The organism is Janthinobacterium sp. ROICE36 (assembly GCF_002869965.1).
GTDB lineage: Bacteria > Pseudomonadota > Gammaproteobacteria > Burkholderiales > Burkholderiaceae_D > Janthinobacterium.
This window is the reverse complement of record NZ_PEBS01000009.1, coordinates 38,128-51,755: the sequence shown is the minus strand read 5'-3', so window position 1 is coordinate 51,755 and position 13,628 is coordinate 38,128. Positions and strand designations below refer to the sequence as shown.

Annotated in this window: 12 protein-coding genes and 1 tRNA gene; 7 read left to right on the top strand and 6 right to left on the bottom strand. The window is 61.5% G+C overall.

The features are described 5' to 3' along the window. Window positions 1–26: 26 nt before the first annotated feature. The 4 genes from CSZ94_RS05795 to CSZ94_RS05780 all read left to right on the top strand — a co-directional run bounded on the left by CSZ94_RS05795 (window position 27) and on the right by CSZ94_RS05780 (window position 4,878). Window positions 27–1,745 carry a dipeptidyl-peptidase 3 family protein gene (locus tag CSZ94_RS05795; RefSeq protein WP_102120639.1) on the top strand — a complete coding sequence of 573 codons (1,719 nt, stop codon included), beginning with the start codon at window positions 27–29 and terminating at the stop codon, window positions 1,743–1,745. A 155-nt stretch (window positions 1,746–1,900) separates the two neighbouring features. After that, complete coding sequence (locus CSZ94_RS05790; protein WP_102120638.1) at window positions 1,901–2,593, top strand: hypothetical protein; 693 nt, start codon at window positions 1,901–1,903, stop codon at window positions 2,591–2,593. A gap of 104 nt (window positions 2,594–2,697) precedes the next feature. Continuing rightward, window positions 2,698–3,429 (top strand): BON domain-containing protein, encoded by a 732-nt coding sequence (locus tag CSZ94_RS05785; RefSeq protein WP_102120637.1) that lies wholly within the window; start codon window positions 2,698–2,700, stop codon window positions 3,427–3,429. A 156-nt stretch (window positions 3,430–3,585) separates the two neighbouring features. Next, entirely contained in the window at window positions 3,586–4,878 is a 1,293-nt protein-coding gene (locus CSZ94_RS05780) for an MFS transporter (protein WP_102120636.1), read from the top strand. Window positions 4,879–4,933: 55 nt separating this feature from the next. Here the strand turns inward: CSZ94_RS05780 and CSZ94_RS05775 are convergent, their stop codons facing one another. After that, window positions 4,934–7,090: an alpha/beta hydrolase family protein gene (locus tag CSZ94_RS05775; RefSeq protein WP_102120635.1), complete on the bottom strand. Its 2,157-nt coding sequence runs from the start codon at window positions 7,088–7,090 to the stop codon at window positions 4,934–4,936. Window positions 7,091–7,264: 174 nt separating this feature from the next. On the opposite strand from CSZ94_RS05775, the gene CSZ94_RS28270 reads away from it, so the two are divergent. Continuing rightward, window positions 7,265–8,311, top strand: coding sequence for a lysozyme inhibitor LprI family protein (locus CSZ94_RS28270; protein ID WP_219725975.1), 1,047 nt, complete (start codon window positions 7,265–7,267; stop codon window positions 8,309–8,311). A 3-nt stretch (window positions 8,312–8,314) separates the two neighbouring features. Then, window positions 8,315–8,818 (top strand): hypothetical protein, encoded by a 504-nt coding sequence (locus CSZ94_RS05765; protein ID WP_102120633.1) that lies wholly within the window; start codon window positions 8,315–8,317, stop codon window positions 8,816–8,818. Here CSZ94_RS05765 and CSZ94_RS05760 read toward each other — a convergent pair whose 3' ends face one another. From CSZ94_RS05760 to CSZ94_RS05740, 5 genes are all read right to left on the bottom strand, one after another. After that, window positions 8,819–9,223 carry a hypothetical protein gene (locus tag CSZ94_RS05760; RefSeq protein ID WP_102120632.1) on the bottom strand — a complete coding sequence of 135 codons (405 nt, stop codon included), beginning with the start codon at window positions 9,221–9,223 and terminating at the stop codon, window positions 8,819–8,821. 104 nt (window positions 9,224–9,327) lie between these two features. Then, window positions 9,328–9,403: transfer RNA gene (locus tag CSZ94_RS05755), tRNA-Lys, on the bottom strand. 68 nt (window positions 9,404–9,471) lie between these two features. Beyond that, on the bottom strand, window positions 9,472–11,229 hold the full coding sequence (locus tag CSZ94_RS05750) for a GspE/PulE family protein (protein WP_180977376.1): 1,758 nt from the start codon (window positions 11,227–11,229) through the stop codon (window positions 9,472–9,474). 47 nt (window positions 11,230–11,276) lie between these two features. Continuing rightward, window positions 11,277–12,065, bottom strand: a complete 789-nt coding sequence (locus tag CSZ94_RS05745; RefSeq protein ID WP_102120631.1) for a spermidine synthase — start codon at window positions 12,063–12,065, stop codon at window positions 11,277–11,279. A 97-nt stretch (window positions 12,066–12,162) separates the two neighbouring features. Continuing rightward, window positions 12,163–12,675, bottom strand: coding sequence for a glycine zipper 2TM domain-containing protein (locus CSZ94_RS05740; RefSeq protein WP_034785134.1), 513 nt, complete (start codon window positions 12,673–12,675; stop codon window positions 12,163–12,165). A 400-nt stretch (window positions 12,676–13,075) separates the two neighbouring features. Between CSZ94_RS05740 and CSZ94_RS05735 the strand changes: the two genes are divergently transcribed. After that, entirely contained in the window at window positions 13,076–13,474 is a 399-nt protein-coding gene (locus CSZ94_RS05735) for a barstar family protein (RefSeq protein ID WP_102120630.1), read from the top strand. Window positions 13,475–13,628 lie beyond the last annotated feature (154 nt).

Sequence of the window (13,628 nt, the reverse complement as noted above, 5' to 3'; positions counted from 1 at the left end):
CTGAGAAAAATCTTACCGAGACCCCCATGAAAAAACTCTTGATTCCCCTGCTGATGGCTGCCGCCGTCGGTAGCGCCTGTGCCGCGCCAACAACACCGGCCACCGCTGCGCAACTGACGGCCATGAGCGCCCGCTACGCGCCCGTTGCGCTGACCGCCGATGTCACGCACCTGTCTGCCGGCGACCGCCAGGCCATCGCCAAGCTGGTCGAAGCGGCCAAGCTGGTCGACGTGCTGCAACTGCGCCAGCGCTGGGCCGGCAATGAAGCGCTGTGGGCAGCGCTGAAGAAAGACAAGTCGGCGCTGGGTCAGGCTCGTTTGAATTATTTCTGGATCAACAAGGGCCCATGGTCGGTGCTCGATGCGCATGCCTCCTTCATGCCGGCCAGCTATGCCGGCATCGCCATTCCCGCGCACAAGCCGGAAGCGGGCAATTTCTATCCGCAGGGCGCCACCAAGGCCAGCCTGGAATCGTGGATGAATGGCTTGTCGGCGGACGACAAGCAGCAGGCGCAATGGTTCTTCACCACCATCCGCGCGGGCAAGGATGGGAAGTATCAAACCGTCAAGTATGCGGACGAGTACAAGGTGGAGCTGAAACAGCTGGCCAAGCTGCTCGACGAGGCGGCGGCCGCCACGGACAATGCTTCACTGAAGAAATTTTTGACCCTGCGCGCCAAGGCTTTCCTCGACAACGATTATCTGCCCTCCGATTTCGCCTGGATGGACCTCGATTCGCCCGTCGACATCACCATCGGCCCGTATGAAACGTATAACGACGAGCTGTTCGGCTACAAGGCCGCGTTCGAGGCGTACGTGAACATCCGCGACCAGGCGGAAACGCAAAAGCTCAATTTCTTCGCCAAGCACATGCAGGAGCTGGAAGACAACTTGCCGCTGGACGCCCAGTACCGCAACCCGAAAGTGGGCGCGCTGGCGCCGATGGTGGTGGTCAACCAGGTGTATGGCGCCGGCGACGGCAACATGGCGGTGCAGACAGCCGCCTACAACCTGCCCAACGATGAGCGCATCATCAGCGCGCGCGGTTCCAAGCGCGTGATGCTGAAAAACGTGCAGGAAGCCAAGTTCAAGGCCACCCTGACGCCCATCTCCAAGCTGGTGCTGAGCGCCGAAGCGCAGCAGGACGTGGATTTCAATTCCTTCTTCACGCACATCCTCGCGCATGAAATCATGCACGGCCTGGGCCCGCACGCCACCGTCGTCGATGGCAAGCCATCCACACCGCGCCAGGACTTGAAGGAAGCGTATTCCACCATCGAAGAAGCCAAGGCCGATATCACGGGCTTGTTTGCGCTGCGCTACATGATGGACAAGGGGCAACTCAACGATACCCTGGGCCAGGGCGACGTGGCCGAACGCAAGCTGTACAACACTTTCCTCGCCTCCGGTTTCCGTACCCTGCATTTCGGCCTGACCGATTCGCACGCGCGCGGCATGGCCATCCAGATCAATTTCATTCTCGACAAGGGCGGCTTTGTTTCCCTGGGCGACGGCAAGTTCGGCGTCGATTTTGGCAAGATCAAGCAAGCCGTGATCGACCTGGACCGTGAATTTTTGACCATCGAGGCGACGGGCGATTATGCGCGCGCGAAAGACTTGATGGCCAAGTACGTGGTCATCCGTCCTGAGGTGCAAGTGGCGCTCGACAAGATGAAGGCCGTGCCGAACGATATTCGCCCGGAATTCGTCACGGCCCGCGCCCTGGATCAAGCGACGAAGAAATAAACCTGAGCCTGACGCTGTATTATCAGAGTGGAAAGCCGGTGCATCTGCGCCGGTTTTTTTTCGCCTTTTTTCTGAAAAGTTGCCAGTTTTTCCTTGTGGAAATATTTTCACCGCTTACTCTGCAGTAGTTGCTTCTCTTTCGTCCCGGCTATCCCATGCCCAATCCGCTCTTGCTGATGAGCTTGCTCATTGCTTTATCCCCTGTGCCCGCCGTGGCTGCCGCCCAGCTCACCGATCTGGAAAGCCGCTGGCTGCAGGCGGGCCAGCCCGTCATCGCGTTTGCGCGCGCGCAAGGTTTGTCCATCGATATCATCGTGCAACCCCAGGATGCGCCCGGTGCCGTGCCGCTGGCGCTGGGCTACGCAGCGGGGCGCTGCAAGCTGGTGCTGTCGCTGCGCGGCAATGCGCAGGCAGACAGTGTCTTGCAAGAGGTAGTGCCCGCGCGCCAAGGCATGATGATGGAAGCGATGACGGCGCATGAAATGGGCCATTGCCAGCGCCATGCACAGGGCGACTGGCACGCCTTGCCACGCGGCTTAGGCGAGCCGCTCAGCACGCAGCGGGGCAAGTTGGCACGGCTGGCGCAGGAGCTGCGAGAGACGCGTCGCGAAGAGGCCTATGCGGATCTGGTGGCCCTGGCCTGGATGCATGCACGCCACCCCGGGCAATACCCTGATGTGCTGGCCTGGATACGCGGCGTGCGCGCCGGCGGCGACGGCGCGGGCAGTTCCCACGCCACGCAGGCATGGCTGGCGCTGGTGGATGGGGACGGCGCATTTGATGCGTCCGCTTCACCATTTGAACAGGCGCAAGTATTGTGGCGGAAGGGTTTGAGCGGCGACAAATAAACGCTGTTTTTTACGCGGATGGCCTGTCAGCGTGTGCTGTCGCACGGAGCTTTGCGTGCGGCAGGGGTCTAATCTGGGCATCAACTAACCAGAGAGGAAATACCATGAACAAAGTGATCGCACTCATGCTGGCCGCCAGTGCCAGCGCCCTGCTTGCCGCCACGCCCGCGTATGCGCAGGATGCCTCGTACAAGAGTTTGACGGACAAGGCAACGGCCGACTACAAACAGGCCAAGGCTGCCTGCGATGCCCACGGCGGCAAAGCGAAAAAAGTTTGCGTGGAAGAAGCCAGGTTGGCGCGCACCAAGGCAGATTCGGACGCCGTGGCCCAATACCGCAACACGCCGCGCGAACTGGGCAAGGTCCGCAAGGATGTCGCCAATGCCGAGTATGACCTGGCCAAGGCCAAGTGCGGCGATCGCTCGGGCACCGACAAGACCACGTGCATGAACGATGCCAAGGCAGCGAAAACGGCCGCGCTGGCTGACGCCAATATGGGCGCCAGGGCCGGCACCAACGTGGCGCAAAATCCGCCTGCCAGCATGAAGGAAAATTGCGACGCCATGGATGCAACGGCCAAGGCTGCCTGCGTGACGCGCAATGCGGCCAGCAGCACCAAGGTGGCAGTGGAAGACTCTGTCATCACCACCAAGATCAAGGCAGACCTCGTCAAGGACAATGACTTGAAAGCGCTGGACGTGCACGTGGAAACGGTGCATGGTGTCGTCATGCTTAGCGGCTTCGTGCCGTCACAGGCGCAAGTGAAAAAAGCCGCCGACCTGGCCCGTGGCGTGGAAGGCGTGACGGATGTGAAGAATGGTTTGAAGGTGAAGTAAGGGGCTTTTTTCGCAAGTCTTGCCGCCAGAACTGGAGCCGCGCACCGCGACATGGCTCCAGTTTTTTTGATTGTTTAAATTACGATCATCATATAACATGAGAAAAATCCCGCCCGCTGTTGTGGATGGGGATCCACTTTTTCTCATGAGAACAGCATGCTTTCCTATCCTTTTTCGCAATGGCTGGAGCGGCGCGGCCGCCACTTTGCCTCGGTTATCGTCGCCATTACTTTCCTCACCGCGCTGACCTCGTCGGCCGCGCTGGGCTTGCCTGGGGCGCTGATGCAGCCCCTGAGCCGCGAATTCGGCTGGGATGCGGAGCAGATTTCCTCGGCTCTGGCCGTGCGCTTCGTGCTGTTTGGCCTGATGGGGCCGTTTGCCGCCATCCTGATGGAGCGCTTCGGCTTGCGCAATGGCATCTGCGTGGCGCTGGGCCTGATCGCTGCCGGCATGCTGCTGGCGACGCGCATGACGCAGTTCTGGCACCTGGTCGCCCTGTGGGGCATCCTGCTGGGGCTGGGCTCGGGCATGACGGCGCTCGTCTTGAGTGCCGTGGTGGCGAACCGCTGGTTCGAGACGCACCGGGGCCTGGTGGTGGGCGTGCTGACGGCCAGCTCGGCCACGGGCCAGCTGCTGTTCCTGCCCGTGGGTGCCTGGCTGATCGAGCACTTCGGCTGGCGCACGGCTGTCATGCCCGTGTTTGCCAGCTGTGCCATCGTTGCCGTGCTGGCCTTCCTGTGCATGCGCAACCGGCCGCAGGACGTGGGCTTGCGTCCATATGGCGCCGACCCGGCCACGCCCCTGGTGGTGGCGCCTGCGGCGCCAATGACGTTTGCCACGCCGTTTGTGATACTGCGCAGTGTGGCGTCGAACCGCACCTTCTGGATACTGTTTGGCACCTTCTTCATCTGCGGCCTCAGTACCAACGGCCTGATCCAGACGCATTTTATTTCCCTGTGCGGCGATTCGGGCCTGTCCGCCGTGCCGGCCGCCACCGTGCTGGCCATGATGGGCGCGTTCGACCTGTTCGGCACGATCTTGTCTGGCTGGTTGTCGGACCGCTATGACAACCGCAAACTGCTGTTCTGGTACTACGGTTTGCGGGGGCTATCCCTGTTCTGGCTGCCGTATTCGGAATTTACCCTGTACGGCCTGTCGCTGTTCGCCATGTTCTATGGCCTGGACTGGATCGCCACCGTGCCGCCCACGGTCAAGCTGGTGGGGGCCACGTTTGGCCGGGAGCGTGCGGGCATGGTGTTTGGCTGGATTTTCGCGGGCCACCAGCTGGGCGCCGCCGTGGCCGCCTACGGCGCGGGCCGCATCCGCACCCTGATGCTGACCTACAACCCGGCCCTGTTCGCAGCCGGCGCCGCCTGCCTGGTGGCCGCGCTGATGGTGCTGGCGATTCAGCGCCAGAAGGCGGCTGTGGCCGGCGCCCAGCCTGCATGAAAAAAGCCAGGCCCGCATGAGCGGCGCCTGGCTTTGCAAGAAGTGTGCAGCAGGATTACTTTAAATATTTCGCCAGCCAGCCCTCGACTTCGCTGTAGAAGAAACGGCTGTTCTCGCCCTTCAAGATCCAGTGATTTTCGTCCGGGAAGACCAGCAATTTCGCCGGCACGTTCAGGCGCTGTTGCACGGCAAAGTTCATCAAGGCATTGTTGGCCGGCACGCGGTAGTCGAGCTCGCCCACGGTGATCAGGATGGGGGTCGTAAACCCCGTGCCTTTTTCATGGTTGCCCGCTTGCATGACCGGGCTTTGCTCGCGCCATACGGGCAGGTTCGACCAGACGGGGCCGCCTGCATTCGTCTCACGGCCGAAACCGCCATCGCTGGTGCCCCATTGCATGATCAAGTCCATTTCGCCCGCGTGCGAGACGATGGCCTTGTAGCGCGTGGTGGTCGCTTGCAGCCAGTTGGCCAGGTGGCCGCCATAGCTGGCGCCGCCGGCGGCCAGCTTCGTGCCGTCGATGAAGGCGTATTTCTTGATGGCTTCATCGACGCCCTGGTTGACTTCATCGCCCGGGCCCTTCAACGGGTCGAACTGGATAGAGCGCGAGAATTCCTCGCCGTAGCCGGTGGAACCCTTGTAGTCCGTCAGCAGCACGACATAGCCTGGCTTGGCCAGCAAGTGATAGTTCCAGCGCAGCACGAACTGGTCGCGCCACATGCTGGCCGCGCCGCCGTGGATGACGGTAAACAGCGGGTATTTCTTGTTCGGATCAAAGTTGGCCGGCTTGACGAGCATATTGTGGATCTGGCCGCCGTCGGCCGTGGTGAACCAGAAGTGCTCGGGCGCCTGCCAGTCGATTTTACTTGCCTTGTCCGTGTTGAAGGCCGTCAGGCGCTTCGGCTGCTTGCCGTTGAAGGCATAGATTTCCGGCGGGTTGATGGACGACTCCCACACGCCCACCAGGGCCTTGCCGCCGCTGCTCAGCGAATTGATGCTGCCCGTTGGCAAGGATGCTTCCTCGCGCACATCGCCGCCCTTGGCGTCGATCGAGTACAGCTTTTCCAGGCCCGCATGTTCGTAGCTGAAGAGGACGCGCTTGTCGCCTTCGGGCAGCACGAAGCGCGAAATCGACCGGTCCAGCTTGGCCGTCAGGATGGTTGGCGCAGGGTTGCTCATTGGCCAGGCAAAACTGGCCAGGCGTTTCACGTCATACACCTTGCCTGGCGTTTGCGCGTCGCTCAAGGCGAACAGGGTCTTGCCGTCGGCCGCAAATTTCAAGGAACCGTAGCTATGTTTGTCCTGCGTCAAACGCTGCGCTTCGCCGCCCATCACGGGCAGCAAATACAGTTGTGAATAGACGGCTTCGCGCTGGGCCGCATCGTGGTTGGTGGCCGCGTTGAAGACGACGGCCTTGCCATCCGGCGTCCAGACGGCGTCCAGCGATTGTCCCTCGTCGCCCTGGCCGCCGCCAAAGCCCGGCAGGGTGACGAGTTGCGTGCCAGACAGGATATCGCGTGAGACAGCGTTAGGTTCGGCGTCGATGACGAACAGGCGCACTTGCTTGTCGGTCAGCCATTTGTCGAAATAGCGGGGCGCCGTCGTTTCATACGAACGGGCGCTGACCTTGCTTTCCTTGCGCTCTTTGGCGCTTTGCTTGACGTCGCTTTCCGTCTTGTTGCCTGGATAGATGTCGCTGATGAACAGCAATTGCTTGCCGTCCGGGCTCCATTTCGGCATGCGCGCGCCCAGGGTGAGCGAGGTCAGGCGCTGCGCTTCGCCGCCAGCGGCCACGTCGAGGCGGTAAATCTGTCCCGCTTCATCGCCGTCGCGCTTGGCGACAAACACCAGTTGGCGGCTGTCCGGCGACCAGGCCACGGCGCCTTCGCCGCTTTTGGAATAGGTCAGGCGGCGCGCGGGGCTGTCGTCAAGCAGCGATTTGATCCACAGGTCCGACCATTGCTCTTGGCTGGAGTAGGCGCTGTCGACGACGGAAAACACGGCCCACTTTCCATCCGGACTGGCGACGGGCGCGCCCACGCGTTTCATCAGCCACACGTCCTCATGCGTGATCGCATGTTTAATTTGCGTTTGCGTGGTGGCCATTGGCGACGCCGGCGTGGTATCGGCGGCGTGGATGGTCGTTGCCAGCGAGGCGCAGGCTGCTGCGATCAGCAGGGAGCCGAGGGAACGGCGAAGACGGGGTGAGGTCATGGGCGTGGTCCGGGAAGTGAAAAAAGTACAACGGGCAACATTATTGCCCATCGTTTCCTGCACTGCCAAGCCTGTGTACCATTACTTACAAGGCGGGACGGCCGCGTATCGGACGCGCGCGCCCCGGCTGATCAGTTAAACTTGTTGTTTTACTGATGCCACCTTGGGCCTGCCATGAAAATTAGTCCACCCTTATTGAAAACGCTGTTGCTGTGCGCGAGCTGCCTGGTAGCTGCCCCGCTTCTTGCCGCGGCCCCCGCACCGTACCCGAATACCAGCGCCATGGGCGTGGGGCAGGCGGAAAGCACGGCCTGGTATGCGACTTGCCTGAAGGTCAAGGATGCGGCGCCGCCGCCGGCCGACCTGCCGGCGCCGTCCGCCGTGGCTGCCTTGCAGCAGTGCCAGGCCAGCGAGCTGTATTACGATACCAAGAGTATGTCCTCGCCCAAGCCTGCCGACTGGCGTCCCGCGCGACATTGCGCCATGGCTACGCACAACAGCGCCGTGTTGATGATGCTGTACCAAAATGGACAGGGTGTGCAGAAAGACCCCTTGCTGGCGCTCAAGCATGCGTGCAGCATCGATGCGGCCCCGGCCGAGATGCAGGGACGCATAGAACATTTGCAGCAGATCAATGCCAGCGGGCGCGGCATGCTGGACTGGTGCGACGACATCACCAGCGGCTACATGATGGGTGTGTGCAGCGCCATCGATGCGCGGCAAAAGCAGCGCGTGCGCGCCCAGGCGACAGGCAAAGTCAGTGTAAACATGCCGGCCGTGGCGCAAGCGTCGCTGCAAAAGCTGCAGGCGGCGGCGAACAAGTTTGCCGATGCGCGCGCAGCCCATGAAACGGACTTGAGCGGCACGGCGCGCGCCGCCCTGAGCATCGCCGCCCGCACGGCCGAACTCGATTTGCTGGCGCTGGACGTGCGCGAGTACGAAGCGGGCAAGCTGCCGGCAAGTAGGTCGAAGGCGCAAGTGGCGGCGCTCGACAAGGGGCTCAACGCCATCTACGGCAAGCTGATGAAAAAGCCGGCGGAAACCTATGCGGGTGCGGTGGGCAAGGATGGCATCCGCGCCACCCAGCGCCTGTGGCTGGCCTACCGCGATGCCTGGATGAATTTCGGCGCCCTGCGTTATCCGTCCGTGACGAGCGATACCTGGGCCGGCCTGTTGACGGCGCGGCGCAATGCACAACTGCAAGCTATGCTGGAGAATTGAAGCATGCGGGAAGCCTATTATCACGAAGACGATTTTTGCATGATCGAATTGCTGCCGCTCGATAATTTGCAGCACTGTTTGACGCAGATGGGCGAGCAGCAGGCGTTCGCCGACGCGCACCGCAGCGGCGCCGGCTGGACGCAGATGTACGTGCCCGAGGCGCCACCGTCGCCGTTGCGCGTGCTGGGCATCACGGCCCGGCAGCTGCGTTTGGCGCTGGCCGATACCATGCCGCCGTATGACGCCGTCTACACGGGCTACAGCAGTTACCGCGTGGAATGCAAGAATGTGCTGGCCTTTGGCGGCGACAGCACGGAAACCCTGTTCGCCGGCCTGGACGAGAGCGGCATCGTGTGCGACCTGTGGTGCAGCGATGGCATGCCAGAGCTGTTGCTGCTGCCCATGAAAGAACAGCTGTTGCTGGCCGACTGGGGCGCGGGTTTTGTCTGTCCGCTGGCCGATGTCGACTTGTTTGCCCGTTATTTGCAGGAATACGAACTGGACTGATTACTCGCAGGCGATGGCGTTCGGTTGTGCCACCTTCACCACCGACGCCAGGCGCGCCATGTCGTTGCCATCGCCTTGCCCGACATACGCTTGATAGGTATCGATGACGATGCGCGCGCGGGCTTGCCAACCGCAATTGTCGGCCTGGCGCGCGGGCACGCGCAGCAGCCGGCGCGCCTCGCCATCGTTGGAAAAGCAGAACCACGCATCGTGCGCGGCGGCAGGGCGGGGCAATCGGCCCCATTGCGCCTTGTCGGGCGCGAAGCAGACGCGCTTGCCGATGATCTGCAAGCTCATCTCATCAGTGCGGGCGCTGTACTGGCCGTCGAGCACGATGGGCGGTTGAGCTTGTGCCTGCGCGGATAGGCAGGCGGCGGCCAGGAAGAGGGTGGCGGCAGGTTTCATGCGTTTCTTTCAGGGCTGGCAAGACGAAGCGCCAGTATAACCGCGAGGGCCGGAAACGAAAAAAGCCCATCCGTGAGGATGAGCTTTTTAGTACTGCGCATTCGTGGTAGGCCGTGCGGGATTCGAACCTGCGACCAACGGATTAAAAGTCCGCTGCTCTACCAGCTGAGCTAACGACCCGAAAGAGGCCGCATTATATATCAGTTGAAAAAGAATGCAAAGCATTCCTGCGAGAAATTGCAGGCCAGTTAATGCAGGGCAGCCGTGAGCTTCAGCACTTCGTCGATGCTGGTCGTGCCGTCGATGACTTTGCGTGCGCCGGCGATGCGCAGCGGCGTCATGCCGTCGAGGATGCTTTGACGGCGCAGCGCGTGCAGGTCGGCGCCCGCCTTGACCAACTGGCCGAACGTTTCCGTCACGCTCAGCAGTTCATAAATGCCGGCACGTCCCAGGTAGCCGCTGTGCCGGCACTGGGCGCAGCCGACGGGGCGGTACGTGGCCTGCGGCCGTTCCAGCTGGCCGCCCGTCAGGCGCTGCCATGAAGCTTCGCCCGTGGCGGCGTCCAGCTGCTTGCAGCCCGGACACAGGCAGCGCAGCAGGCGCTGCGCCAGCACGCCGATCAGGCACGCTTCCAGCAGATAGGCGGGCAAGCCCAGTTCCAGCAGGCGCATGACGGCCGAGGGCGCGTCGTTGGTATGCAGGGTAGACAGTACCAGGTGGCCCGTCAGCGCCGCCTGGATGGCCATTTCGGCCGTGGCCAGGTCGCGGATTTCTCCCACCATGATGATGTCGGGATCTTGCCGCATCAGCGCCCGCACGCCATCGGCAAACGACAGTTCGATGCCGGCCTGGGTTTGCACCTGCATCTGGTTGAAGGCCGGTTCGACCATTTCAATCGGGTCTTCCACGGTGCAGACATTGACTTCGCTGCCAGCCAGCGCCTTCAAGGTGCTGTACAGGGTGCTGGTCTTGCCCGAGCCGGTGGGTCCCGTGACCAGCACGATGCCGTGCGTGCGCGCCGTCAGCTGGCGCCAGCGTTCGGCGTCCGCGGGCGGAAAGCCCAGGTCAAACAGGCTCTTGATGGCGATTTCCGGGTCGAAGATGCGCATGACGAGCTTTTCGCCGAAGGCCGTGGGCAAGGTGGACAGGCGCAGCTCGATTTCCTGGCCCTGCGCATTGCGCGTCTTGATGCGGCCATCCTGGGGGCGGCGCTTTTCCACCACGTCCATGCGTCCGAGCAACTTGATGCGCGCCGTCATGGCCAGCAGCACCACGGGCGGCAATTGATAGGCCTGGTGCAGGCGGCCGTCGATGCGCAGGCGCACGAGGCCGGCGTCGCGCTTCGGTTCCAGATGGATGTCGGACGCGCGCTGGGCAAACGCGTATTGCCACAGCCAGTCGACGATGCGCGCCACATGCTGGTCGTTGGCGTCGAGGCCGGTCTTGTTGCGTCCCAGTTCCACCAGCTGTTCGAAATTGTGGCGCAGCGCGAGGTCTTGCGTGGACGCTTGCTGGGCCACCTTGACGGAACTGGCCAGGCTGAAAAATTGCGCGATGGCGTCGGCGATGTGCAGCGGATTGGCGATGACCAGGCTCAGCTTGCGTGGCGCCAGATTCCCCAGCTGCGCCTGCCAAGCGAGCGCGTAGGGCTGGGCCGTGGCGATGACGATGCGCTCCTGCGTGCTTTCCACGGGCAGGATGTTGAAGCGGGCCGCATAGCCGGCCGTCATGACGTCGGCCACCTGGCTGAAATCGATGTGCAAGGGATCGATGCGCATGTACGGCAGGCTGGCCCGTTGTGCCAGCCACGCGCACAGGGTGTCGAGCGTCAGCGCGCCGTGAGCGATGTTGCACAGCGGATGCAAGGGGGGCGCCGGCAGCAGGGCGGCCTGGGCGACGATGGCGGCCGCTTGTGCCGCGTCGAGCAAGCCGTCTTCCTGCAGCCAGGCCAGCAGTTGCGGCAACGCCAGCGGCGTATCGGGAGAAGGAGGAGGGGAAGCGGGCATGGCCGGTGCCTTTCAGGGCTGCCGGCCTTGCGTGGCTGTGCCGGCGCTTACAGAGTGCTGACGATGCCCTTGACCCAGGTCTTGGCGGGCAGTTTGGTCTCGGCGACGATCTGCTTGGCCCGTTCCAGCAGGGCTGCTTGCGCTTCGGTATCGAGTGCCACTTTCGTCTTGAAAGCGATCGCCACTACGTTCCCATCATGGACTTCCGGCAGGCAGATCACCTGTGCAAACGCAAACTTCATCGCCTTGATGTTCTTCGCGTAGCTGGGGTGGTCGCCAAACAGGTTGACCGTCATGATGCCGTGCGGCGCCAGGCAGGCGCAGCAGGCGGAATAAAAATCCGCACTGTCGAGCACGGGACCGCGCGCCGTGGCGTCGTACAGGTCTACCTGCAGGGCGTCCAGGGTGTCGTGGTTGGCGTCGTCGTTGACGTAGTCGAGCGCATCCATCTCGCGCACGTGCAGGCGCTCATCGTTGGGTGGCAGCTTGAACATCGAGGCGCAGATGGTGATGACGGAGGGATTGAGTTCGATGGCTTCCACTTGCGCCTGCGGGAACTGGCGGTAGCAGAACTTGGTCAGCGCTCCCGTGCCCAGGCCCAGCTGGACGAGGTGCTGCGGTTGCGCTATCCACAGCATCCACGCCATCATTTGCTGCGCGTATTCGAGTTCCGGCCAGTCCGGCTTGCGGATGCGCATGGCGCCCTGCACCCATTCCGTACCGAAATGCAAATAGCGCACGCCATCCATTTCGGACAGGGTGACAGGGGCATAGCGGGGCTTGCGCGCGGGGCGCGAGGATTCGACTTGTTCGATGGATTTTCGTTTGATAAGCATAAGGCGGCCTGAAAGTGTGCCGCATTATAGCCCGTGCCGTAGCAGCATAAAAAATGCCAGCCGCTGGGACTGGCATGCTACGGGCCGCTTGTTGCGCTTACTGCTGTGCTGGCTCGATCGACACGCGCAGGCGGATACGTTCGCCCGGATCATAGGACATGATGCTCGTGTAGTTGCGGCCGCGGTAGTCGTAGGTGACCTGGTAGCCATTGTTGCGCGATTCCCAGTGGTCGACCTGGCGGCATTGCTTGACGGCTTGTTCCTGCATGCCGCCCTGGTAGTTGTTCTGGTTGTCGACACGGTCGCCAACGACTGCGCCGGCAATCGCGCCAGCAGCGGCGGCGGCCGTGCGGCCATTGCCGCCACCGACCTGGCTACCTAACAGGGCGCCGGCGATACCGCCGACGATGGAGCCGCCAGCGCTGCGCTGCTGCGGTGGCGCCTGCACTTGCACGTATTCCGTACGGCATTCCTGGCGTGGACGATTGATCTGTTCCACTTGCGGCACGACGCGCACGACTTTGCCGAAATCTTCAAAGTCGGCAGCCTGGGCGAGTGGCAATGCGCCGATACAAAGGGCTGACATCATCAATTTGGCTTGCAAGTTCATTTATAACCTCATTATGTAGAGAATCTTTCAGGGTATTTTTTACAACTTGGGACTATAGTAATCCCGCCAGACCGGGGCAAGTGTTTCGCATAGCAACAAAATGTAACAGCCCAAGCCCCTTGCCCCACAGTCTGTAACATGCACTTTCAATCGATACATGATGTTGGATGACTTGAAACCAGCGGTTTGTAACAAATCTTGCGTTTGACATCATATTCGGGTTGATTCATACAGGACAACACGTTACCCTAATACGCGTATGGCTTATATAAAATCGCACTGAATCGCATAAAAGTTGATACAGATCGAATCACCGCGTGCGCATTGACCCGCGTGCGGGGATGCAATAAGAAGAACAGCTAGAAAAAATCCATACATAACAGGTCGATTTGAGGGAAAAATGAGTTTGTTACTAACCGTGCCGCCCAACCTTGTCCAGTCCATCCGTGCCTTTCGCGTGACCGAATTACAAGACGAGGCGGTTCGTCTCGGGCAGCACTTTTTATATGCGCATTGCAACGCTGGACAGACCAAACAACAAGTCATCGGCATTATTGCAGAAGCATTCCTGTTTCCGAAAAACCTGGCGAAGAATTTTGATGCCCTGCGCCTGTGCCTGACGGACACCATGCACAAGGCCGGTACGCAAACGGGCTTCCTGGTGGTGCTCGAGCAATTGCCAAATACGCAAAAATTCGACAAGGAAGCGCGCGAGATCCTGCTCGACGTGTTTCGCGATGCGGCCGACTACTGGGCCGAGAAGAAAGTGCCGTTCCGCGTCTTCTATTCATTCGAGTAAATACTTACTCTTGTCGCGGCGCCGTAAAACCGGCCTTCCATGCAGATGGCAATCGGCATCGCCGGGCAACTCTGGCGCTCCGGCGCTTATGTTGCGTTGCAACAATAATGCCGGCCTTTCTAGATTCGTATCGCCATAGCGGGTACAATGCGCG

Bases quoted from the DNA above. Each gene is read 5' to 3' on its own strand.
- CSZ94_RS05745 (WP_102120631.1), bottom strand. From the start codon at position 12,065: ATGCTTATCAAACGAAAATCCATCGAACAAGTCGAATCCTCGCGCCCC.
- CSZ94_RS05780 (WP_102120636.1), top strand. From the start codon at position 3,586: ATGCTTTCCTATCCTTTTTCGCAATGGCTGGAGCGGCGCGGCCGCCAC.
- CSZ94_RS05765 (WP_102120633.1), top strand. From the start codon at position 8,315: ATGCGGGAAGCCTATTATCACGAAGACGATTTTTGCATGATCGAATTG.
- CSZ94_RS05750 (WP_180977376.1), bottom strand. From the start codon at position 11,229: ATGCCCGCTTCCCCTCCTCCTTCTCCCGATACGCCGCTGGCGTTGCCG.
- CSZ94_RS28270 (WP_219725975.1), top strand. From the start codon at position 7,265: ATGAAAATTAGTCCACCCTTATTGAAAACGCTGTTGCTGTGCGCGAGC.
- CSZ94_RS05735 (WP_102120630.1), top strand. From the start codon at position 13,076: ATGAGTTTGTTACTAACCGTGCCGCCCAACCTTGTCCAGTCCATCCGT.
- CSZ94_RS05790 (WP_102120638.1), top strand. From the start codon at position 1,901: ATGCCCAATCCGCTCTTGCTGATGAGCTTGCTCATTGCTTTATCCCCT.
- CSZ94_RS05795 (WP_102120639.1), top strand. From the start codon at position 27: ATGAAAAAACTCTTGATTCCCCTGCTGATGGCTGCCGCCGTCGGTAGC.
- CSZ94_RS05760 (WP_102120632.1), bottom strand. From the start codon at position 9,223: ATGAAACCTGCCGCCACCCTCTTCCTGGCCGCCGCCTGCCTATCCGCG.
- CSZ94_RS05740 (WP_034785134.1), bottom strand. From the start codon at position 12,675: ATGAACTTGCAAGCCAAATTGATGATGTCAGCCCTTTGTATCGGCGCA.
- CSZ94_RS05775 (WP_102120635.1), bottom strand. From the start codon at position 7,090: ATGACCTCACCCCGTCTTCGCCGTTCCCTCGGCTCCCTGCTGATCGCA.
- CSZ94_RS05785 (WP_102120637.1), top strand. From the start codon at position 2,698: ATGAACAAAGTGATCGCACTCATGCTGGCCGCCAGTGCCAGCGCCCTG.